Origin of the sequence: Nitrosomonas sp. Nm166 (assembly GCF_900112825.1) — a bacterium.
Lineage (GTDB): Bacteria > Pseudomonadota > Gammaproteobacteria > Burkholderiales > Nitrosomonadaceae > Nitrosomonas.
The window spans coordinates 40,553-64,992 of sequence record NZ_FONE01000013.1; the positions used below are offsets into that span (position 1 = coordinate 40,553).

The 24,440-nt window shown below is 51.0% G+C and carries 13 protein-coding genes; 9 read left to right on the forward strand and 4 right to left on the reverse strand.

Features of this window, described 5'->3' with window-relative positions; genetic code table 11:
* The first annotated feature begins 148 nt into the window (after positions 1–148).
* The 3 genes from BM021_RS05545 (at position 149) to BM021_RS05550 (ending at position 8,689) form a co-directional block, all read left to right on the forward strand.
* Positions 149–7,909, forward strand: coding sequence for a SpvB/TcaC N-terminal domain-containing protein (locus tag BM021_RS05545; RefSeq protein WP_143074298.1), 7,761 nt, complete (start codon positions 149–151; stop codon positions 7,907–7,909).
* A gap of 63 nt (positions 7,910–7,972) precedes the next feature.
* Positions 7,973–8,101, forward strand: a complete 129-nt coding sequence (locus tag BM021_RS16020; RefSeq protein WP_256207795.1) for a hypothetical protein — start codon at positions 7,973–7,975, stop codon at positions 8,099–8,101.
* Positions 8,102–8,113: 12 nt separating this feature from the next.
* Positions 8,114–8,689 (forward strand): REP-associated tyrosine transposase, encoded by a 576-nt coding sequence (locus tag BM021_RS05550; protein ID WP_090719719.1) that lies wholly within the window; start codon positions 8,114–8,116, stop codon positions 8,687–8,689.
* Between the two features lie 2 nt (positions 8,690–8,691).
* On the opposite strand, the gene BM021_RS05555 is transcribed toward BM021_RS05550, so the two are convergent.
* Together BM021_RS05555 and BM021_RS05560 are read right to left on the reverse strand one after the other, a co-directional pair.
* Positions 8,692–8,955, reverse strand: a complete 264-nt coding sequence (locus tag BM021_RS05555; protein ID WP_218147819.1) for a type II toxin-antitoxin system RelE family toxin — start codon at positions 8,953–8,955, stop codon at positions 8,692–8,694.
* The gene (locus BM021_RS05560) at positions 8,952–9,152 is read right to left on the reverse strand and encodes a hypothetical protein (RefSeq protein ID WP_143074299.1); all 201 of its coding nucleotides are present in this window, start codon (positions 9,150–9,152) and stop codon (positions 8,952–8,954) included. Before BM021_RS05560 ends, BM021_RS05555 begins: the two co-directional genes overlap by 4 nt.
* Positions 9,153–9,271: 119 nt before the next feature.
* On the opposite strand from BM021_RS05560, the gene BM021_RS05565 reads away from it, so the two are divergent.
* Both BM021_RS05565 and BM021_RS05570 read left to right on the forward strand, forming a co-directional pair.
* Positions 9,272–9,595, forward strand: a complete 324-nt coding sequence (locus BM021_RS05565; RefSeq protein WP_090719724.1) for a DUF4258 domain-containing protein — start codon at positions 9,272–9,274, stop codon at positions 9,593–9,595.
* Entirely contained in the window at positions 9,592–9,807 is a 216-nt protein-coding gene (locus BM021_RS05570; protein WP_090719726.1) for a hypothetical protein, read from the forward strand. Before BM021_RS05565 ends, BM021_RS05570 begins: the two co-directional genes overlap by 4 nt.
* Positions 9,808–10,023: 216 nt before the next feature.
* Here BM021_RS05570 and BM021_RS05575 read toward each other — a convergent pair whose 3' ends face one another.
* Both BM021_RS05575 and BM021_RS05580 read right to left on the reverse strand, forming a co-directional pair.
* Entirely contained in the window at positions 10,024–10,377 is a 354-nt protein-coding gene (locus BM021_RS05575; protein WP_218147820.1) for a type II toxin-antitoxin system VapC family toxin, read from the reverse strand.
* A complete protein-coding gene (locus tag BM021_RS05580) occupies positions 10,374–10,583 on the reverse strand; it encodes an AbrB/MazE/SpoVT family DNA-binding domain-containing protein (protein ID WP_090719728.1) in 210 nt (69 codons plus the stop codon). Before BM021_RS05580 ends, BM021_RS05575 begins: the two co-directional genes overlap by 4 nt.
* A gap of 155 nt (positions 10,584–10,738) precedes the next feature.
* Between BM021_RS05580 and BM021_RS05585 the strand changes: the two genes are divergently transcribed.
* The 4 genes from BM021_RS05585 to BM021_RS05600 all read left to right on the forward strand — a co-directional run bounded on the left by BM021_RS05585 (position 10,739) and on the right by BM021_RS05600 (position 23,931).
* Complete coding sequence (locus BM021_RS05585) at positions 10,739–10,945, forward strand: type II toxin-antitoxin system HicB family antitoxin (protein WP_090719731.1); 207 nt, start codon at positions 10,739–10,741, stop codon at positions 10,943–10,945.
* 75 nt (positions 10,946–11,020) lie between these two features.
* Positions 11,021–11,146 carry a hypothetical protein gene (locus BM021_RS16025; protein WP_256207796.1) on the forward strand — a complete coding sequence of 42 codons (126 nt, stop codon included), beginning with the start codon at positions 11,021–11,023 and terminating at the stop codon, positions 11,144–11,146.
* Positions 11,147–11,332: 186 nt separating this feature from the next.
* Entirely contained in the window at positions 11,333–20,155 is an 8,823-nt protein-coding gene (locus BM021_RS05595; protein WP_090719733.1) for a neuraminidase-like domain-containing protein, read from the forward strand.
* Between the two features lie 17 nt (positions 20,156–20,172).
* Positions 20,173–23,931 (forward strand): Tc toxin subunit A-related protein, encoded by a 3,759-nt coding sequence (locus BM021_RS05600; protein WP_218147821.1) that lies wholly within the window; start codon positions 20,173–20,175, stop codon positions 23,929–23,931.
* Positions 23,932–24,440 lie beyond the last annotated feature (509 nt).

The following is a 24,440-nucleotide window of genomic DNA, read 5'->3' on the forward strand; positions in this document are numbered from 1 at the left end:
TAGCGGATTCCCCTTGCAACAAAATTATCTCTAAAACCGAGGAACGTGACTCTGGGACAAACTTCTGGTCAAGGCCTGGTGATATTCATTCAGCCCGATCTTCGTTCGTGCTGGAATGGGAGTCAGAAATATCTCTTAGGAGAACCAAGTGGAAGGAAAAGACAGTAAGAGTATGAACAAAGATCGGGAAGCGCAAAAAGATGATTCCTTCACGCTATCCGCGCCCAAGATAGAGCTTCCGAAAGGCGGCGGCGCGATCCGTGGCATGGGCGAGAAATTCGCCGCCAATCCAGTGACGGGCACAGGTTCCATGGCGGTGCCGATTGCCACCAGCCCGGGGCGCAGTGGTTTCGGGCCTGAGCTGTCACTTTCCTATGATTCAGCTTCAGGCAACGGGTCATTCGGTTTCGGCTGGAGCTTATCGCTGCCTTCCATTACCCGCAAAACCGATAAAGGTTTGCCTCAGTATCTGGATGGTCATGACCATCAGCAGGATTCGGATACCTTTATCTTGTCCGGTGCGGAAGATCTGGTGCCTGTGTTCAAGAAAAAGGCAGACGTAGCACTTGAAGAGGGGGAATTGGAGCCAGAGGAGTGGGAATTCGATGAGGATGGTAACCACAAACTGGATGAGTCATCTCGTGAGGGCTACAGTATTCGTCGCTACCGTCCCCGTATCGAAGGCCTGTTCGCGCGGATCGAACGCTGGACGAATGTTAATGATCCTGGCGATGTGCACTGGCGCTCCATCTCCAAAGACAACATTCTCACGCTCTATGGTAGAAACAGCAATTCCCGTATTGCCGATCCTGCCGATCCACGAAAAATCTTCAGCTGGCTGATCTGTGAAACCCGCGATGAGAAAGGCAATGCCATTCTGTATGAATACCACCAGGAGAATGATGCAGGTGTTGATCTGATGCAAGCCAACGAGCGCAACCGGTCACGCGCAGCCAATCGCTATATCAAGCGCATCCGCTACGGCAATCAAAGCACGCTACTCATAGATGGCCGCCGCCCTGTCTTCCTGACGCCGGATCAGCTGAGCGAAGCTAAGTGGCTATTTGAAGTCGTCTTCGATTATGGCGAAGATCATTATCGGATTCTTTCAAACGCTGCCCAGCGCCCGCAGATAGAAGCTGCGACGGAACCGGCGGATCCATCCTGGCCGGTACGTCCCGATCCATTTTCCAGTTACCGTGCCGGTTTCGAGGTGCGCACCTATCGCCGCTGTCAGCGCGTGCTCATGTTCCATCACTTCACCGAATTGGGTGTGCATCCGTATCTCGTGCGTTCTACCGAGTTCAATTACACCGATTTTGAATACGCTGACGACGCGTTACCCAATCCTTTAGATGAACTGAAGCACGAGGGCAGCACCCGCTTTGCTTCGTTCATACAAAACGTCTCGCAATCTGGTTATCTGCTTGATAACTCTGTTCCAGGTGAAAGCGAGGTTTTAGATGAACGCATCAGAAAATATACCTACTTCAAGAAATCGCTGCCGCCGCTGCAATTCAAATACAGCAAGGCAAAAATTCAAGAAACGATCAGCGAACTGGATGCCGCAAGCCTGGAAAATCTCCCTATCGGACTGGATGGAAGCCATTATCAATGGGTCGATCTGGATGGCGAGGGGGTAACCGGCATACTCACCGAACAAGCCAACGCTTGGTTTTATAAACCCAATCTCGGGGGCGGAAAATTCGGTCCATTGCAACCAGTAGCACGCCAACCCTCGCTGGCGGCGCTCAGCGGTGGGAATCAACAACTGCTCGATCTGGCAGGCAACGGTCAGCTCGATCTGGTGGCATTCAGCGGCCCCACACCCGGTTTTTATGAACGCACCCACGACGAGGATTGGGAGCCTTTCCAGTCTTTCAAAACACTGCCCAATATTCCGTGGGACGAACCCAACCTGAAATTCATCGACCTGAACGGCGACGGTCATGCCGATATCCTTATCAGCGAACATCAAGTGTTCACCTGGCATCTGTCACTGGCGGAAGACGGCTTCGCCCCCGCCCGTCAGGTGACCCAGCCGCTGGATGAAGAACAAGGCCCCCGGCTGGTATTCGCCGATGGCACGCAATCCATCTACCTGGCTGACATGTGCGGCGATGGCCTGACCGATCTGGTACGCATCCGCAATGGCGAAGTCTGCTACTGGCCCAACCTAGGCTATGGGCGTTTTGGGGCCAAGATCACCATGGACAATGCCCCCTGGTTCGATCATTCCGACCAGTTCAGCCAGCAGCGCATTCGTTTGGCGGATATCGACGGCTCCGGCGCCAACGACATCCTCTATCTGCACCGTGACGGCGTGCGGCTTTATTTCAACCAATCCGGCAACCGCTGGAGCGCGCCGTATCACCTGCATCCATTTCCACAGATCGACAACCTGACTTCGGTCATGACGGCCGACTTGCTCGGCAACGGCACAGCCTGTCTGGTGTGGTCATCCTCCCTGTCGGGTGACAGTAGACGCCCGCTGCGCTATCTCGATCTGATGGATAGCCAAAAACCGCATCTGCTGATCGAAGTGAACAACAATCTCGGTGCAATCACCACAATTCAATACACCGCGTCCACCAAGTTTTATCTCGCCGACAAGGCTGCGGGCACGCCCTGGATCACCAAACTGCCGTTTCCCGTGCATGTAGTCGAACAAGTCATCGTCGAAGAAAAGTGGCGCGAGACGCGCTTTTCCAGCCGCTACAGCTACCATCATGGTTATTTCGACGGACATGAACGCGAATTCCGTGGCTTTGGCCGGGTCGAGCAAGTGGATACAGAGCATTACGGTAAATTCACTGCGGGCAATACCGCCAGCCCCTACATCACCGACGATCATCAGCTTTACCAGCCACCCATCAAAACCATCACCTGGTTTCACACCGGCGCATTTCTGAACCGCGAGCGCATCCTGTCGCAATTCCAGCAGGAATATTTCCGATCCGGCCGCTTTACTGAAAATGTCCTGCCCGAGCCCGATCTGGCCGTGCAGAATCTGTCCGTAGAAGAGTGGCGCGAAGCGCTGCGTGCCTGCAAAGGCATGATGCTGCGCCAGGAAATTTTTGAATTGGACGTGGATGCCTTGACAAGGGGCGAAGAGCAACGCGTCAAGTTGTTCTCAACCGCCTATCACAACTGCCACATTCAACGGCTGCAACCCCGTGCGGACAATCGCCATGCGGTCTTCCTGGTCACTGGGAGCGAAGCCATCACCTATCACTATGAACTCGATTTACGTGACCCGGCCATTGCGCCCGATCCCCGCATCGCGCACACACTGAATCTGCGTACCGATTCATACGGCAATGTGCTGGAATCCGTCGCCGTGGCCTATCCCCGTAGCGGGCGGCATATCGAAACGGATACAGGCACTGCGCTGTTGCCCGCCGACACGCCCGACCGCATTCGTGAAGTACAAGACAAACCCCATCTGGTCTATAGCGAAAACCGCTTCACTGAGGATATCGACGATCCACACGATTCCGATAATCCACCCGATCTCGACAATCACCGCCTGCCGCTGCCTTACGAAGTCAAGACGTACGAGCTGACCGGACTCGAACCGGAAGCGGACGAATTGTATTATTCCCTGGCCAATCTGCGGCAAGTGCCGATTGCCGACCCTACCAACGAACTTCCGTATCACCAGCTGACTGGACCAGGCGGTCTGAAAAAACGCTGTGTCGAACATGTGCGCATGCTGTATTTCGACCGCAACCTGAGCGATGCCCTGCCGCTGGGAAGACACAATACGCTGGCATTGCCTTATGAAACCTACAAACTTGCACTGACGGAAGACTTACTGGAAGCGATCCTGAGCGAGAAGCTGAACGACCTGCAAACCTCCGATGAAAGCCGTGAGAGCATGTTCAATCGTGTTTTGCATGAGGCTGGCTACCATCATTTCGCAGATGATCCCGGCCGCTGGTGGGTTCGTTCCGGCACCGCAGGATTTACTCTGGAAGGCGAGCAGCACGCAGCACAACACTTCTTCCTGCCCGAACGCTACACCGATCCCTTTGGTAATCAAACCACGCTTGAATATGATGGCAATTACGATCTCTACATCCGCTCCAGCCGCGACCCAATGGGTAATGAAACAGCCATCGAAGTCTTCGACTACCGCGTACTGGCGCCCAGCCGGATGCGCGATATCAACGACAATCGGACCGAAGTGGCTTTCGATACCCTCGGCTTGCCTGCCGCCGTGGCGCTCAAAGGCAAACCGGATGGAAACGAAGGCGACAATCTCGATCCCGTGCCGCCCGACTTGGATACCGCAACACTCATCCGTTTCTTCACCGGTAACTACAACGAAGCCGAAGCACACGAATTTCTTGGCAATGCCACCGCGCGCCATCTGTATTACTTTGGCGAAACCGAGGAAAGGGATGCTGATGGCAATATAGCAATCCGCTGGGGAGCAAGCCCTGCCAGCGCCTGCGGCATACTGCGCGAGAAACACGTTGCACAGCTTGACCCAGACGAACTCCCTCCTCCGTTACAACTGGCTTTCGAATATTCCGACGGCAGCGGCAATGTATTGGTCAAAAAAGTGCAGGCCGAATCTGAAAACGAAGACGGCACACCGCGCTGGATAGCGAACGGCAAAACCATCCTCAACAACAAAGGCAAGCCGGTCAAGCAATACGAACCATATTTCACCGTTTCTCAACGATTTGAAGAACCGGCAGAAGTCGGCGTCACCCCCATCCTGTATTACGACGCGGCAGGCCGCCCCATCCGCACCGAAGCGCCGGACGGCAGCTACAGCCGGGTGGAATTCACGCCCTGGTTCATGGCGGCCTGGGACGCCAGCGATACCGTTCTCGAACGGGATAATGCCTGGTATACCCGTCATATCAACGGAACAGCCGCAGAACAATACGCCGCAAGAATGGCCGAACTTCACGCTAATACACCCACTGTGACCCATCTGGATAGCCTCGGTCGAGAGGTGATCGCCATTGCGCACAACCGCTTTCCTGACAACGATGTTCCTGCGCCAGATAGCGATCCCTTGAGGCGCACTTGGCTGGAAGAAAGATATGTCACCTGCACCCACCTCGACGCCGAAGGCAAACCGCTGTGGATACGCGATGCACGCGGCAATCGGGTCATGGAATATATCAAACACAACCCATCCGGCACCGGCCCGGAATATTTCCCCGCCTACGACATTGCCGGTAATCTGCTGTTTCAGCACAGCATGGACGGCGGCGACCGCTGGATGCTGATGGATTCAACCGGTCAGCCCCATTATGCTTGGGACAGGAACGAGCGCGTAGTCGAAAATGATCCGCTTCAAGAAGAAAACCGCCTCTATCGTACCATCTACGATAAGCTGCGCCGCCCCAGGGAACAACGCTTGCAGATTGACGGAGGAACATGGCTGGTGACAGAACGGCTTATCTATGGCGAAAGCCTCGCAGAAGCGAAGACACGCAATCTGCGCGGCCAGGTTTATCAGCACTACGATCCCAGCGGCTTGATCACCAATGAATTGTTCGACTTCAAAGGCAACCTACTGGAAGTGACGCGCCAACTCGCCAGCGCTTATGCTGCTTCGATCATCGACTGGCCGGAGGATCTGCCAGATAGTGCGCTTGAACAAGAAATCTTCACCCAGCGCACGCAGTACGACGCGCTCAACCGCATGATCTGGCTGGAAAACTGGCATCGAGAAGACCGCTCAGACCGCCCCCCAGCTGTCTATATCCCCCGGTACAACCAGCGAGGTATCCTGGCCGGTGAAACCCTGACTGTACGCGGTGAAGCAAGGGAAGCGATTCGCCGCATCGAATACGACGCCAAAGGCCAGCGGATGCTGATCGAATGTGGCAACGACACGATCACCCGTTACTATTATGACGAGAAAACCTTCCGGCTGATGCAATTGCGGACGGCCAAACGCGTTGCCGATGTTCCTTTGCCATCACCACCCGGCGATCACACTAATTTGAATGTGCTGCAAAATCTGTATTACACCTACGATCCTTCCGGCAATATTACGGAAATCCATGACAATGCCTATCAGCCCGAGTTCTTCCAGAATCAAATCGTCGAACCCAGCAGTACCTATACCTATGATGCGCTCTACCGGCTGATCGAAGCCAGCGGACGTGAAAACGGGGCGGCTGTCGGTGCGCCCAGTCATATTGTGACACGCAGCCCGGAGGTGACTTTTGCAGTGAAAGATCGGAACGCGTTGCGCAATTATACCCAGCGCTACAGCTATGATCCGGTAGGCAATATCAAGGCGATGCAGCATATCGCGGGGATAGGCAGTTGGACCCGGCGCTACGACTATGCCAACGACAGCAATCGTTTGACTCGCACCCATACCAACAACCCTGCGGAAATGGTCGATTATCGTTATGACATCCACGGCAGCATGCTAAACATCGCCAATGTGGATCCGGGCAGATTCCTGCGCTGGGATACGCGTGACATGATCCATGCGCTCGATCTGATCGGCGGCGGCTGGGCTTATTACCAGTATGACAGCAACAAGCAGCGCACACGCAAGCGCATCGAACGTAACAATGGCGGCAACACAGTGGAAGAGCGGTTATATCTCGGCGGCATGGAGCTGTATCGCCGCTGGCAAAACGGCAACTTGATGGAGGAGATCGAAACGCACCATCTGTTCGTGGACGATCAGCGGGTGTTGATGGTAGAGGATGTATTGATTACGGATGATTCGAATTTGGGTACGAAGACCTTGGATCGTTATCAGTACAGCAATCATTTGGGCTCGGTGGCGCTGGAACTGGATGGTGAAGCACGCATTATTTCGTATGAGGAATACCATCCGTACGGGACGACGGCGTATCAGGCGTATGGGTCGGAAGTGAAGGCGGTTGCCAAACGGTATCGCTATACGGGGATGGAGCGGGATGAGGAGAGCGGGTTGAGTTATCACACGACGCGGTATTACTTGCCTTGGGTGGGGAGGTGGGGGAGTTGTGATCCAAAGGGTATTTCCGATGGAATAAATCTATGGAGTTATGCTCGTAATCAGCCAATCAACTTGGTCGATATTTTCGGCACAGATGCCACAGTGGCAGAGCATCAAGTGAGCCGAAGAGAAATCGAGCGTACTGTTCATATTGGTGTACTTGTAGTACCAGGAACGGCATTAGGTGGGACACAGGAAGAAAGAAGCGAACATCTCAGCAGGCAGGAATTAGAAATTGCAGCAGAACAGATTGAAATAGAGCTTCGTGCAACCTACCACGATTTTACTGTACAAGAAGACGGGACGACCATTCACTACACTTTTGCTATTGATGTACAAATTTCTACCGATTCCCGTGAGGTTGTATCAACCGACCTGGACACGATTGTAAACAATCCGGAAGCTACCTATCGCGACGCAAGTTCAGCACGGCAGGAAGCATTGGCTGTTGGAGTAGAAAATGTTGCCATCATTGTTCCTTCATTGCCGGGACCAGCCCATGCGCCTACTATAGGCGACCATTCCCATGATGAATCGACACGCGACGCTCGCAGGTTACCTGGTTTGATGGCCCATACTGCGAACGCTATGTTGATTGGTTATCGAGATGATATTTCGACACGATCTCTAACAGCAGCTCATGAAGCGGGTCATATACTCGGACTGACAAACGCTTCTGATCCTACCAGTATTATGGGGCCCAGAAGCTCTAGTAGATCACTGACAAGCGAGGACGAGCGGCTGATTCATCGGGCAATTCATCAACGGTTGCCCGGATTTTCTTTTCCAGAAGTTCAGCGGACGTCTGGCAGAGAAACGCCCTTCCGACCGCGTGAATCAAGGCTTTCAGACCTGCAAACCAGACTTGAAAGATTGGAAAGACGCATTCGGGAATTAAAAGAGGACATAGCTCACTTAGGGCAGCCCGCGTAGCCCGCGTAGGGCGGATACCATGAAATGGGTTCCGCCGAATGAAAAATATGTTTGGATTCCGTTGTGAGGAACTTGTCCGCGGAAATGAACATACGCCATCCTGTCTGGCGGATCACCCTACGGGCATCCGCCCTACGTGAAATCGATTCTCCGGATGGAACGGAAAATGATTGTGGTGTGTATGGTGAATGAGAAGGGGGATGGATGCCGGATTATCGGCGGTTTCGGGTGCCGGGCGGGACGTATTTTTTTACGGTGAATTTGCTGGAGCGGCGGTTGGATTTGTTGGTGCGGCATGTGGATGCGTTGCGTGCGGCGGTGCGGGCGACGCGGCGGGATCGGCCGTTTCATATCGATGCCTGGGTGGTGCTGCCTGATCATATGCATTGCGTCTGGACTTTACCGCCAGGGGATGATGATTATTCCAATCGCTGGAAAGCGATCAAAATCCGTTTCGCACAAGCATTGCCGCGCACAGAAAGACGCTCAAAGGTGCGAATTGAAAGAGGCGAACGAGGCATCTGGCAGCGGCGGTTCTGGGAACACACCATCCGCGACGAAACCAATTATGCGCGGCATATCGACTACGTGCACTGGAATCCGGTCAAGCATGGTCATGTGCAACAAGTGAAGGATTGGCCCTATTCCAGCTTTCATCGCTATGTGAAGCAGGGATTTTATCCGTCAGACTGGTCTGGCGAGCCAGATTTTATGAAAACTGAAGATTGGGGTAAAGAGCAAACGGAGTCAACAATGAGATCAAAGAAGGCTGAGCGATGAATTCAGGATTTGTATACTTTGCTGCGGTGAGCAACCACATGAATCGTAATATGGCACTGCTCCAAATCGCTTGTGTACAAGATACGCCAGTGACCAACCCGCAGCTTGTACAAATGCGAGAAAGTGCCAGTCAGAGTCTCAGGTTCGATCTGATCGTAGTGTTCCGCAAGCCATTGGATCTTTTCTACAATCCTTTTTGCAACAGGAGCATCGAGTTGAGAGAGATCCTCAAGCGCTTGAGGTGTGAATTGGATTTGATAATTCAAGCAAGCTTTAACCTGTCTTTTACTTCCTGGAATGTGATTCGTTCAGAAGAGTCCAGGGATAGCTCAAGCCTTGCTTTGATTTCATCAGTTATTTCGAGATATTTGTCTGGGTCAGTCATGATGTTTCGTAATTCTTCATGCACAACTTTCCTGATCAATGCTTGCAATTCATCAACAGTGAGATCGGCAGTTTTCATCGGATTACCTTCTTCAATCATGGAATTAACGGTGGAAAAACAAACTCATTATATAGGATAGTATCGAAACGATGAAGCCCCACAAGATATGAAAAATCATTTAAAAGTTATACAAGGGTATGAGTAAAACATTGCAGCGGATTTTGATATTGGTCGAAAGCGGTGAAACCCGCATATCTGATCATGGCTATGACGAACTCTCGGAAGATAATATTTTTGCTAGAGAAATTATTGCAGGGATCCACGAAGCGATAGTGATTGAAGATTACCCTGATTATCCAAAAGGCCCTTGTGTTTTGGTATTGCAAAAAGATGGTGACGGCATGCCAATCCATGTCGTTTGGGGGATGCCACAAAATGCTGATTCACCTGCTGTGGTGGTTACCGCTTACCGGCCCGATCCAGATAAATGGGCAAACGATTTTTTGAGGAGGAAACGATGAACAAATACCGTCGTAAGAAACTCGTGCGTGAAGGTCAGTACATTGTTGAGATTGAGGTCGAACTCATTGATACAGGAGAAGGCTGGTCACCTTACTTATCGCTTGAGGATGCTTATAAGCTGGATGATGTCCGTGCTGCACTCCATCGTGGTGACCTTGAATCCGCCGCCCGATTGGGACGAGTTTTCACGCTCACTCCTGTGACAGCTTGAGATTTCTGATCCTGGATATACCCAGGTTGAGGTGACGAGGTGTTGTTTCTTTGGCTTTATTGGCGGATCACCCTGCGGGCATCCCGTTTGGTGGATCGCCTATTGGCATTCACCCCGTGAGTGTTTGTGGTGCGTATAACTTATCTACTGAAAAAGGGTGTTTATAGGGTTGATAAATCAGGCTCACTGCGAAATTGCGCTTGCACAAAATGGCGATCAAAGGTGTATGTGTCTGCGCATGACAACAAACGAGATGCAGACGGTCAGGGAATAGTCTTTGTCCTGGTTTTGTTGAAAGCAGAGCCAGCCTTCATAAAAGAGCGCTTCATCGATATGAGTCATGTTTACGGATGGGCTGTGCAGGAGTCTATTACCGATTTCAATGGCTTTGGTGTGATATCCACGACAATTGAAGAACGTGACGACTTCATCGAAGACATAGGATGTCGTGACCAGCTGCAGCGGAGATTTTATGACTTGTTTCCAATGTTCAAGTGCCACACCGTGATGCTGGTCGTTGGCAAGTTCGAGTGCGAGCAAATAACTGGTATCGATGAATACCGGTGTCATTGTGAGGTGAGATAGTGATCATGGTGAATCGAAGCATCATCAACATCGGCTACGATTGGTTCAGTGCCAAGTTGGAGAATCGGATCTACCATGTCGGCAGGTTCAATCACAATGCGGGTTCGTTCCTGGCGAATTTCAACCACATTGATACCTTCAAGCCATTGCTTGGGGATCAGCACTCCCTGTTTGGTTACTTTTGCACGCATGTTTTCTCCAATTTGACTGTGATGATTTTAACTATTGTAGCGCAATACAGGGAATATGGCCCGTATGACGGTGGGTAAGCTGGTAAGACGGAACCGGAACGGGTTCCGTCGTATGAAATGAATAATATAGAAATGGTGTGAATGAGGATGAAACGATGAGGCAAGTTTTATTGTATCGCGGGGAAGATGAATCCTGGGTAGCCGAATGCCCGAGCCTGCCTGGTTGTATTTCCCAGGGCAGAGATAAGGAAGAAGCATTGAGCAACATCAAACAAGCGATTGAAGGCTATATCTTGACTTTACAAGAGGATGGATTGCCTGTGCCTGAAGATCGGTTGGATGCGATAGTGGTTGCTGTGTGAGCAAGTTACCGCAAATTTGGGGAAGGGATCGTGTCCGGGTATTGAATGGCTTTGGGTTTTATCAGAAACGACAACATGGCAGCCATATCATTTTGCGGCGTAGATGATCCCTTTGCCCAAGTGGTCGTTCTGGATTACAAGCTACTGGATCGAGGAGATGCCACGGGCAATATTGCGTCAAGCAAATTTAACGGTAGATGAGTTCAATCAACGATTGAAGTCGTTGTGACTTTACGGATTGTACAGTGGATGTGAAGGTTTGTTTGGCGTGGTGAATTGACGTAAGACGGAACCGGAACGGGTTCCGTTGAATGGAAGCTGTACACAGCCTTCACCAAATGGCAAGAAGCCAAAATCCGCAAGGATTAATACATAAGGAGATGCAATATGAAAGCAACTATCCAGTTTTTACCGACGAACAATAGATCAGATATTTTCAATAAGTTTCTTTTTGTTGTTCCACGTGTTGAACAGCTCTGGCAGCATATGACGAGCAACGGTGTTTTGCTTGAGAAGCTGGATACCGCTGAAATTGAAGCAATGAAGCAACTCCTTAGCAAGCTTAAATATACAAATTTCACCATTGCTGGCAACACGGTAAAAATCGGTATTGAAAATGATAAGAGCCTACTTCGATTGATCGAAGCGGTTCCAAATTCACCCAACCACTTTGAAGAGATAATCTGGAAGCGTGGCTTAACCATCGAAAAGTTGACTCAAAACCAAGCAGATCAACTTGATAACCAACTCAAAGCGTTAGGGATTGGCTCTGTCACTATTGTTCCAGATACCCAACAACCGCCAGCCTACAAGATTATCGGACAAGTGCTTTGGTCTGATAACACGTCCTTAGCCGATAAGGGCTATATCGTGCACGCCTTTGATAAGAACACCAAAGGTGAGTTAAGTTTACTAGGAAAGGCGCAGGTTGAACCGAACAGTATCTACCAAATTACCTATACGTGGCAGTCAGATGGCAGAAACAGTCCCGATCTGATCATCCAACTATTCAATCCACAAGGTGTAGTCATCGCTGAAAATCGCAAGCAGGTTGCTAAATTAGAAGAAAAGATAAATCTGAAAGTCGAGAAAATTCAGCCTAGGACCTTCACCCTGACCGGAATCTGTAAGAGTCAAGCAACTGGTGCTGTATTATCCAACCTACAGGTAGAAGCTCAGTTTCGTGCGAACAATGTTACGTTACTGACTCGATCCGGTGTTACTGATGAACAAGGTGTTATCAATATTCCTTTTGATGAATCGCTTTTTAGCAAACTTCCTGCCGATCAGCAAGTAGAGGTCGTCTTTATAGTTAGTCAGAATGGCCAATCCTTAAATACGAGCAGCACAATTAAATCGCTGCAATCTGGAGATCAGAAAGTGGAAATTCTTGTAACCATGCCTGAATCCAATTGCGAAGTTTTCGTTGTCAGCGGGAAGGTTCAGCGTGAGGATGGCCTGCTTCTGCAAGATCTGCGAGTGTATGCCGCACATAAGATGAAGCAGGGACTAGTCCAGTTGGGCGAGGGTATTACCAATGCACAGGGCCTGTATACCATTCGTTACAAGTCATTACCGGAAGTGAAGGCTACTCATCTGCATGTAACAGTCACCAATGAAGACGGCAAAGCGCTGCAATCCTCTAACATTATTCGTAATGCGAGGCCACTGGAAATCGTCGACCTCGTAATACCGATTGCTGTGAAGGTGGTTACTGAACAGCGAATCGAAGGCATTATCATGCTGGAGCACGGCATGCCTGCCAACAAACTGAAGCTACGCCTGTACCGCCGCGATTTCGGTGATAAGATCACGCTGCTGGCTGAGACGAGCACTTTGGCGGGTGGCCAGTATGCCTTTACCTATGATGCAGGTGGTCAGATACTGAGTCTTGAGGTGCGTGCTGTCGACAACTCAAACAGAGAGGTTCCGCTTTCCAAGCCACTGAATAATCTCAGTCATGAATCACGGGTGGTGTTGAATCTGGTTGCGCCCGGCAATTTACAACCACTAGCCGCAGAATACCACCGTCTGGTAGCCGACCTTACACCCCATGTTGGCCAGGTGACAGCATTGGCCCAGGCAAAGGAAGACGAGGGACGTCAGGATCTTACTGTGCTGAACCGGGCTACTGGTTGGGATGCACGACTCATTGCACTGGCCGCCATGACCGAACGACTTGCAGCCGAAGTGGATGTGAAGCTGCCGCAAGAACCGTTATACGGCTTGCTACGAGTGGGTTTGCCCTCGGATAAGTTGCTGCTGGCCCAGGTAGAACCAGATGTAGCTGTGCAGGCACTCACCAAGGCGCGTGATGCGGGTATCGTAGAACTCACCGATCTACAGATAGAGCAATTTAAGCAACATTTCTCCAATTTCGCTAACACAGTGCGTTTGAACATCCCTGCGCCAGGATCAAACTCGACCTACACCGATTTGCTCAAGGCTTCCGGTTTGTCTCAAGATGTTCAGAATAAATTTGTTGCTATCTATCTCAGCCATCGTGGTGATGCAATCCAACTATGGGAAAAAGCCCGTAACGCCGGATTGGACGAGACACAGATTGGCAGATTGCAATTGCAGGGCAAACTTGCGTTTCTTGCCGGAAACAGCGAAGCAATGACCGCTCGCCTACTGCAAAAGCAAATTAGCGATCCCATACAATTGGTGGAACGGGATTATCATCGTGCTGAAACATGGGTTACAGAGGTATTTGAGCAAGCGGAGATCCCAATAGACCGGCTTACTAATCTGACCGATGCAGACGAGCAAAAACTCGAGAAGCTGATCCCTGTTGCTTATGTCGCTGAGAAAGTAGACGATCGCCTGCATGCTTACACAGAAGACATGGCACGCAAAATACGGCTGAGTTATCCCACTCAAGTGGTAGGTCGGCTGATTGAAAGTGATGAGAAATACAAACTGCCTACAGCACATGACTCTACTGTCACATTGCTGAAGAATGCTGTGATACGGGGGTTTCGCTTGGGCGAGACGCCAATAGCGGCATTTTTCAGAGCAAATCCAGACATCACGGCAGGCATGGCGAACCACGACGCTCAAGCCGCGCAACAGCAGTTGCAAACGTTACAGCGTGTCTACCAGATCACCCCCAGCGACGAGGCGATGCCAGTTCTTATATCCTTGAATATAACTTCTGCATTCGATGTGATGGCGTATACAGAAGCGCAGTTCATAACTCTGTTTAATGCAACTTATTCGGAGATTTACAATAAGTCAGCTCCTCCGGGTTTAGCCGCTTTGGTCAGCCGCAAAGCCAAGCAGGTCAGCAGCGTCACCTACAACTTGTTCGCCATTGTCAAGAAACTTGAAAGTGATTCACCTGTCGCCGGGATATCAGCACCAGTGCAGGTCCGAGAAAGCGTCAAGAACGAATTGATCAAACAGTTCCCGACAATGGAATCGCTGTTTGGCTCAATGGACTTCTGCGAGTGTGAACATTGTCGTTCAGTGCTAAGTCCTGCGGCCTATCTGGTGGATCTATTGCAATCTCTAGAGGAATGGGGAAACACGAGTGGGCGACCGGATATGCCGTTGCCGTATGATGTCCTCGTCGAAAGGCGACCGGATATTCCGCACATTCCGCTGACCTGCGAGAATACCCATACCGCATTGCCATATATCGACATTGTCAATGAGGTTCTCGAATACTACGTTGCCCATGGCAAGCTGGCAGAAGATACCGCGCACGATACCGGTGAGGCGACTACGGCGGAACTGCTGGCCGAACCGCAGAACGTGATACGTGAGGCCTACGACATGCTGCGTGAGGGGCGTTATCCACTCAATCTGCCATTCGACCTCTGGATCGAGACTGTGCGTCAGTTCTGCAACTATTTCGAAACGCCGTTGCATTATGTACTTGAGGTGTTCCGTTCCAGTGACAATCTGTTCGCACCGGAGCAACTCTTCGACCGCTCGGCGATCTTCATGGAGTCGCTCGGATTCTTACCCGCTGAAGTAGCGATTTTTATCGATGACGATCCACTGGCTAAATGGTATGAATTATACGGTTTCACATCTGACGAGGAAGCGAGGGCCGAAGCAACCGACGAGACTGGGCAGCGTATTGATATAAACTCTGCCAAGGCGCTTTCGCGACGCCTCGGCATCACGTATAAGGAGATTGTGGATATCGTACAGACCGGGTTCGTTAATCCACAATTGTCGACACTCTCGGTCCTCTACAAGTTAGGCATCAGTGTCGGTGACGCTCGACTCTACATCGATCACAGAGCATTCTATAAACAGAACAAGGACTTGATCAGCAAGGAGCGTGACACGTTACAACCTGCCGATCAACTTCGCTTTGACGAGCTGGCAAATAAAGTGTCGGACACGGCATTCACCGGCTGGCACATCGTCAATGAACTGGACGCGCTCGAGAAGCGACTCGAAGGTCTGTCAGAGGAATTCAAGATCCTGCTGGACGATCTGGAAACTGCCATCCAGAAGATCCCATTCGATCGCATCCTGGTTCTGGCTGACCCGAACGCCGGGTGCGATTTCGATCAGACTACGCTGCGCTATGCCGATGCTGAGGATCACAAGGCTGATCCGATTATCTTCCTGCGCATCAACCTCTTCGTGCGCCTATGGCGCAAGCTCGGCTGGAGTATCGAGGAAATGGACCGTGCGCTGCAAGCTTTCATCCCGAAGAGTGCTCCATTCGATGCTGCCCACCTGACCCAGCGGCCGCTGCATACCGCGCTAGTTTATCTGGCTCACTTCAAGGCGCTCGATGAAAATCTGAAAGTCGATAAACAGAATCGCCTCATGCTGCTTACGTTCTGGTCGGACATTGCCACGACCGGCAAACAGCCCCTTTATGCGCAACTTTTTCTCACACGTAGCGTTCTCAAAAGTGCGCCAGTTTTCGACCATCCATTGGGGCAATATCTTCAGTATTTCGACAATGCAGCGAATGAATACAAGCCGTTTTACTGGGATTTTAGCCAACCTGAGAATCCGGCTACAGGCAATGTCTCACTGCGTACCAACATCCTTACCTTGCAGGGCGCACTCGGCCTCACGGCGGATGAAATCGAACATATCCTCATTGATGCTGGTAAGTCGCTTAATACCGCCGCGCTGTCACTGACAAACGTGTCGTTGTTGTACCACCATGGTTTGCTGGCTAAGGCGCTCAAGTTGGCTGTGCGTGAGCTGATCGCACTCAAGCAGCTCTCCGGGCTCGACCCGTTCAAAGCCTTGCATCCCGATCCGCTAGCCACTCTCGAACAGGATCATCCGTTCTCGCAAACCCTGGAGTTCGCTAAGGTCGTCGAAGAAGTCAAGGAGAGCGGACTGAAGATCGAAGATTTGGACTACCTGCTGCGCCATCGCTTCGACGAGACCGGCAAGTATCGGCCCAACCATGAAAGTACGCTGGCCCTGCTGAAGACGCTGGCCGAAAGCGCCCGCACCATCCGAGCCGAACACGCGGTGCCAGAGGACCCAGACGTACTGAGCGAAGAGGTGCTGCGGCAAAAGCTGGGCCTCATACTGCCGTCTGATACTACTGAGCGTCTTCTCGGGATGGTGAACACCACGGTTGAATTTACGTCAACAAAAAGTGGCGTGAATGAGGCGGGCAGACTCAACCCTGGGATGTTTGTCTCCGAAGAACGAATCCACGAAGTCAGCTACAAAGAGATCCCGTACAAGGAGCAAAAGCTGACTGTCCGGGGCGTGCTGTTCGATCCTGCAATAGGAACGATGCGGGCCTCATTCGATACAGTGCTGACAGGGGAGCAGAAATCGGTATTCGCCGACTTACTGGATAGCGTCAAGAAGAACGCCCGGGACTTCTTTGATAATCATCTCAAGAAGCAAAAGCTGCGGTTGGATGGTGAGGCGGGATTTCTAGAAGAGGATGATTTCGCTGATGTCGGCGGACTCTTCTCCCCATTGACGTCATTGAAAGAAATCTTGACAGAGGATGATATCGAAGTAGTTAAAGCCAAGCTGGAAGAAAATGCGAAGATCGAAAAGGAAAACCAGGAGATGTTGCAGACACGTCGCCATCGAATTGCGCAAGCCTTTCTGCCCGTTCTGCAACGGCGGCTGATCCGACAGTTCATCGTTCAGACGATGACCGCGCAGACGGGAGCCGATGCGACCCTCGTGGAGAGCCTGTTGACTGATGGACGGCTGCTACTAGTGAATACCGGGCCGTTGCTGGATGCGCTTGCAGCGACCGCAGAGCGTGGCCTGACGGCGACGTTCTGGACTTCAGCAGATGCCACTGGTGAGGCTTTACCCGTGATCGTACTGGCCGAAGCTAACACTGGCATCAGAGGCGGCGATGGCAACCCACTTAAGCCGGCAGGCGCGAACAGTGCGCGCCTTGAAGGCTACTTGGAGGTACCTGTACCAGGTGCTTACCGCTTGACGATCCAACTCGACAGGCAGAACGCCGAGGCAGAGTTACGACTTTCACACCTGATGGAACCTGTATTTCTGAAGGGCAAAGCCGCTGTCGACTTTGCCACGCTCGGTGAAAATCCGAACGAATTCCTGGAACTCAAGGCAGGTACGCTCTATCGTTTTGTGCTCGATTTGAAGCATCTAAACGGCAGCGATGCAAGGCTGCTGGTGCAAGGTGAGATCATGCCTAAGGGACCGTTATCGCAATTGGCGCTCTACCCCGCCAATGCTTTCGATGCGGCAGAGCGCGCAGCAATGTTGCTGAACAAGGCACTGCAAGTCGTACAGAGTCTGGGCTTGAATGAACATGAGGTCCGCTATTTGCTGATCAATTCCGCTGATTTTGACGGCGTCAGCCTGAGCGAACTGCCCACCGGGATCGTCGGCGATACGCCTGCCGATCGAGAAGCTGCGACGAAGCGCTTCGAACAGTACCGGCGGCTTGTCGCCTATGCCCGGCTTAAGCGTGACCTGGCGAACGGGACGGATGACTTGATCGAGGTATTCGAGGCCAACGCGATAACATCCCCGGATCGGCTGGAAAAGCAAGTCTATCCACTGATTGCCAAGCTGACGCGCCGCGACGAGGCAACCATCGCGACCACCGCCGAAGCCCTGTTCATCACACCCACTTTTGCGAATGAGATCTCTTTGCGGCGCCTATGGCAGGCGTTGCAGGTGGTGGATCGCTTCGGTGTAGCGCCTGCGGCGCTCGTGAAATGGACCGGCATTGTTCAGAGCAGCACGCTGGCCGCCGAACGCTTCGAGATCGCCCGTGATCTGAAGGAAGCAATCAAAGCACGCTTCGAGCCGGAAACTTGGCAGCGTGTGGCTCAGCCGATTTTCGACAGGCTGCGCCAGCGCCAACGGGATGCGCTGGTGTCGCATGTGTTGCAGCAATTGCGCACAAAACCCGGAACGGCGCACATCAACACACTGGAAAAGCTCTACGAATACTTTTTGATTGATCCCGGAATGGAACCGGTGGTACAGACCTCGCGTATTCGTCTGGCCATCTCGTCGGTGCAATTGTTTATCCAGCGCTGCTTGCTCAACCTGGAACCGAAGGTTCAGCCTTCAACTATCAACTCCCAGCATTGGGAATGGATGAAACGCTACCGCGTGTGGGAAGCCAACCGCAAGATCTTTCTCTTTCCGGAGAACTGGTTGGAACCCGAGTTCCGTGATGACAAGACGCACTTGTTCACCGAACTTGAAGGCGCGCTGCTGCAAGGGGATGTCTCCAGCGATCTGGTCGAGGACGCTTTTCTCAATTACCTGAAAAAGCTGGATGAACTTGCACGGCTGGACATCGTCGCCATGCACATCGAGGATAACGCTGATCCCGCTCGGCGAACCCTGCACGTCTTCGGCCGTACCCACAACCAGCCGCATCAGTACTTCTATCGCCGCTACGCTCACCAGATGTGGACACCCTGGGAGCCGGTAACCGCCGAAGTTACAGGCGACCATCTGGCACCGGTAATATGGCGTGACCGGTTATACCTGTTCTGGGTCACGTTCATGGATAAGCCGATCGAGAATCCGCTGCCAATCGCAGACGCAGATACGCGACTAACAAATTTAACGCTGGGTAATGCAGTCAGCAGTATGTTAGGGATGGCCGCAAATAAGAATATCGAAGTACAACTGCACTGGAGCGAGTATTTGCAAGGTGAGTGGAGTACATACCAGTCGAGTCAGTTTTTTACAGTAAGTTTTCAGCTTTTTTTGTGGTTTTATGGTGGTTATGTTGACATTATTCCGAGCCCTTTCTCATCTAGTTTCGACCTAAGAAGGGTATTCATACACATTTCAAAGGAAACCTACGATAACGATGGCCAAGAACGCGGACTGTTTGTTCATCTAAATGGGCCGGAGAATTTCCAGCACAGTTTTTATGTGGCCGGACGCAACAGCGCACCGGTGCAGGGCAGCTATCAAGCTTCACCTCAGAACGTGTTCAGTGCTAGCACACCACGTGCCACTCGCTATTCCGGCGCCGGCGAACTCAAGGTCAGCTTCCATGCGAAGATTACTAACGAACTGAGCAAGAGGCTTTCGGAAGAGAATCCGGACATTCTGCAGCAGGGCCAATCCGGCGGTTACACGCTCCTGCCGTGTAACAACAACCTCACAGCATTGGGTTTTTCTGACATTGACGATATCGCTTCGCTCATCAAGCCGGTTTTCTATCAGGATAACCAACACACGTTTTTTATCGAGCCCAGCGTGACCGAACGGACAATAGAGGAATGGCAGGAATGGGTTGCGCATGCCCCACGGTTTGAACCAGGGCTGATAATGACTGAGATCGAACCGGTTGCAGTAGCGCCTACACTACGTTTGCCCAACCTGAAAGATCTATGGACGGATCTTGCTATTGATAAAGCATCGCTCGTTACTAATACAAGACGAAACCAGGACTGGATGACGAATTCTGGCACCGTACTGCAATTTGACAAGACATTGATTGGACCAGCAGGTCAGTCAGGACTGCAAATATTGATTGAACAAACCACAGGGGCTATTACGGCTGGTACACAAGTCAATATTAACCCGGGTAGCGGTCTCGCATCAGGTAAAGTTGTTATGGCGGATGCTCAAACTTTTGAGCAAAGTGGTTTAATCCAAATGACAGGTGGAATGAATGTAGTAGGTGGTGCTGGCTTCAACTCGGCGCTCGAGAAAAATCTCAGCGAATCCATTCAAACAGGATTGGGTGCCAGTATGTCTACTTTCAGAAACAACAAGCACTGAGATAAGGGGAAAAGATCATGAACTATAAAATGCCAGCCGAATACTTCCATGGAACTCCTGATACAGAGCTTGTTTTTCGGCAGGGTCGTACCATAGAATCTAAAGGGACTAAATATATTCTTATCCAAGAACGCGAGGTTAACTATCGCTTCCATCTGCACCAGCATCCCTATATCCAGCAGTTGATGCAACGGTTGCTAAGCAAGAGCATCGCCGGACTGCAGGCAGCCGATACAGAATACGAAACAGATGGTACGTCACTGCCAGGCAGTATCAGAATAGCTGTTAATAGCAACATAAATCTGATGATCCCCGCCAGCTCAAGAATTACCTTGCTTGAGAATGTGCAGGCAACGTCTGGCGGCGCCTCCATTGAGCTTACTGCTGGCATGGAAACCAGGCTTACTAGTGCCGTCCGCGCTACAGTGTCTGATGGGCTGAAGGTGACACTTGTGGATGGCATTAAAACACCCTCTGCAGATACTCCGACTCCGTTCATACCGCCAGCAAACAGTAGAGTGATTGTTTCTGACAATACGAAGATTACCTTAAGCGCAGTAACACGCCTTACCTTTCATGATGGTTTGCAGGTAACGGTACCCGCAGGAACTCCGATGAACCTTGCCGGCGGCACTCAGCTTACGCTCCCGGCGAATACTCAAGCCACACTTCTCAGCAGCAGACCACGTCCTGTACTTTTCACAGATTTTTTTGATGCTGCCTACAGTCCTGATGCGACATTGGTGCAGCAGCCCTACCCGGTAAAAGATCTCGATTTCACCTCCAGCGGTGCGTATGCCACTTATAACTGGGAGTTATTTTTTCATGTGCCGATCACGATTGCGATCCACCTGAGCAAGAATCAGCGTTTTGCCGAAGCACAGCGCTGGTTTCACTATATTTTCGATCCGACTGATGACAGTGACGGCCCAACGCCGGAGCGTTTTTGGAAAGTACGGCCGTTCCACACGACAGATGTCAAGAAAATCGAAGAAATTTTGGTCAATCTTGTCACCAACGCCGATCCGGATCTGCGCAACGAAACCATCCATAGTATCGAAGCTTGGAAGGACGCACCCTTCCGTCCGCATGTAATCGCACGCTATCGGCAGCAGTCCTATATGTTCAAGACGGCAATGGCTTATCTTGACAACTTGATCGCCTGGGGAGATTCCCTGTTCCGCCAGGAGACCGGAGAGGCTATTGACGAAGCACTGCAATTGTATGTGCTGGCTGCCAACATTCTTGGTCCGCGACCATTGCCCGTACCCAAGAAAGGTAACGTTCGCCCTCAGACCTATGACAATTTGCGGCGGGATCTCAGCAAGTTCGGTACTGTAATTCGAGATATGGAAACAGCTATACCCTTTGATCTGGGACCATTTCCGACCATTGATTCCGAGAGCAACGATCGGCTGGCGACGCTGCGTAGCCTGGGCAAAGCGCTCTACTTCTGCGTACCGCGCAACGATAAGCTGTTAAGTTATTGGAATACCGTTGCCGACCGACTGTTCAAGATCCGTAACAGCCTCAACTTCCAGGGTGTGTTCCGCCAGTTGGCGCTGTTCGAGCCACCAATCGATCCTGCCATGCTAGCACGTGCAGCCGCTGCCGGACTGGATGTGGGTGCCATCGTCAATGGGTTCAACCAGCCATTACCACTGGTGCGATTTCAATTGCTGGTACAGAAAGCTGCTGAGATCGTTCAGGAAGTCAAATCACTGGGCAGCAATCTGCTCTCAGCCATGGAGAAGGAAGATGGCGAGGCGATGGCAATTCTACGCGCCAGACACGAACGTGTGGTGATGGAAATGGTCGAGCATGTGAAATATGGTCAGCTTCAGGAGGTAATCAAGTCGAGGGAAAGCTTGCTGCAATCACTGGCTCTGGCCGTGCAGCGCTACACCTATTACGAACGACAGCTCGGTAAAAATCCCGATGAGATTGAAAACGCTATTCCCGAGCTTGGTGAACTCGATAAAGAAAGTTTGGAAATGATGAATTTTACAATCCAGGAACCGTCGATGGCGCTGCGGGAGATTGAGGTGGACATTGCGCGGGATCTCGGTGAATCGGGCGGCAAGATTATCAGCAGTTATGAGCAAGATGAATTTCTTCGACTAGAAAAGGCGCAAAAACTGCAGGAAGAAGGTGCTAATCTTAACATGATTGCCAAATTCCTCAGCCTTATTCCCGAACTTGGTGCACAGGCTCAACCGATGGGCGTTGGTGCTGCACTTCAGTTTGGTGGTCGCGCTTTATCTACTCAGCTATCCTTAGCAGCGGATGCATCGGCGAGGACGGCAGGTCGAAATTCCTATGAGGCAAATAAGGCCGCTCGAATCGGCGGTTACGCCCGCCGTGAACAAGACTGGGCCTTTCAGAGCAACCTGGCCGTTGGTGAAATTAACCAGATTTTTAAGCAATTGCGTGCTGCTGAGATCCGTGAGGCCGTTGCCGAGTTGGAGCTCAGAAATCACCGCCAACAGATACAGCATGCCGAGGAGATCGAGCGCTTTCTGAACGAAGAAGCCACTGAGAAGAATGGCAAGAAAACCAACAGAGCACTCTACACCTGGATGAAGCGCGAGGTAAAAGGGCTGTATTCACAATGTCTTCAGTTTGCCTTTGATATTGCAAAGAAGGCTGAGCGTGCTTTACAGCATGAGCTGGGTAATCCTCAACTCAGTTTTCTCCAGTTCGGCTATCTGGCGGGCAAGGAAGGTTTGCTGGCTGGTGAGAAGCTCTATATGGATATCAAACGCATGGAGATGGCTTATCATGAACTGAATCAGCGCGAATACGAACTGACCAAACACATTAGCCTGCTCCAGATAGACCCGTTGGCATTGATTCAACTGCGCACCACAGGTCGCTGCACAGCGCGACTGCCGGAATCTTTATTCGATATGGACAACCCAGGTCATTATTTTCGTCGTATCAAGACGATGGCAGTGAGTATTCCGTGCGTGATCGGACCTTACGCCAGCGTCAATTGTACGCTGACTTTGCTCAAAAGCAGCATCCGCAAAACGCCTGTAGTAGGAGATCAGTATGCTCGAACCGATACGGAGGACGACCGCTTCAGTGACAACTTCGGCAGTTTGCAGTCCATCGTCACCAGTTCTGCTCAGAATGATAGTGGCTTGTTCGAAACCAATCTCCGCGATGAACGCTATCTACCTTTCGAAAATTCTGGCGTGATCAGTGAATTGCAACTGCAACTACCTGCCGATCCCAGCAAACATGATCCGACACAGTTTGACTATGACACAATTAGTGATGTTATTTTTCATGTTCGTTACACAGCTCGTGAAGGTGGTGCCTTGCTGCGAAAAGGTGCGCAGGGGCATGTTAAAGAACTTATCAAGAGCGCTCAATCAGTGGGATCGGTTCGCCTCTTTTCCGTACGTCATGAGTTCCCGACTGAGTGGGCAGCATTCCAAAATCAGCCTATGATACGGAATCAACGCTATGCTTTAGCGCTCAAATTGCGAGAAGAACACTACCCTTCGTGGAGCCAAGGTCGATTGAACAAAGTATCGCGAATTGATTTGCTAGTTCGAAGCTCAGAAACCAGTCTGGAAATTGCTGACAAGGCTGAAGCCACTGATGTAAAGAAAGATTCTCTCAATAAGGATAGAGCTTTGGGAGAATTGTTTGTTGGCAATTTCAAGAATTTGAATCTACCTGAAAAACCTATTGGAGAGTTAAAACTTTATTTTGATTCCAAATCAATGACTGATCTCTGGATCGCAGTGTCCTGGCATGAATAGAAGTGCAGTCTTTGAGGCTCATTATAGATAAGACGCTAATTTGTCAAGTGTCAATATGCTCGGTGATGGATGACCAGTCATTTCTCAGGATCTCGGGCATATTCGAGAAAAAGCTCAGAATGCTTGCGCCTATCCACAAATAGAGTGTCAGCATCACAATACCGACAATCTATTAAATGGTGCGTGTGTGTCAATGCGTGGAAGTGTATCTTTTCTTTCAACGATTACTTGATGAGTCATTAACTTACTCCACCTCAGTTGCAAGGCTTCTTATCCTAGCGATGCGATGTAAAAGTTTATGACATTCCAGTAATTTCCTGCCCTCAATGAATGCTAACCGAAAGAGCTAGCCCCAATATTGCACGAAGGTAGTGGCAATTCCCAAATAATTCTTTATAATTCAGTTACCTACGCCGAATAAAGAAAAGGAATTGCCAGTGACAAAGTGTACCCATAAATCATTTAATTTTCCAGGTGTAAAAAAGCGTACTGTTGAAGTAAATTTCCAG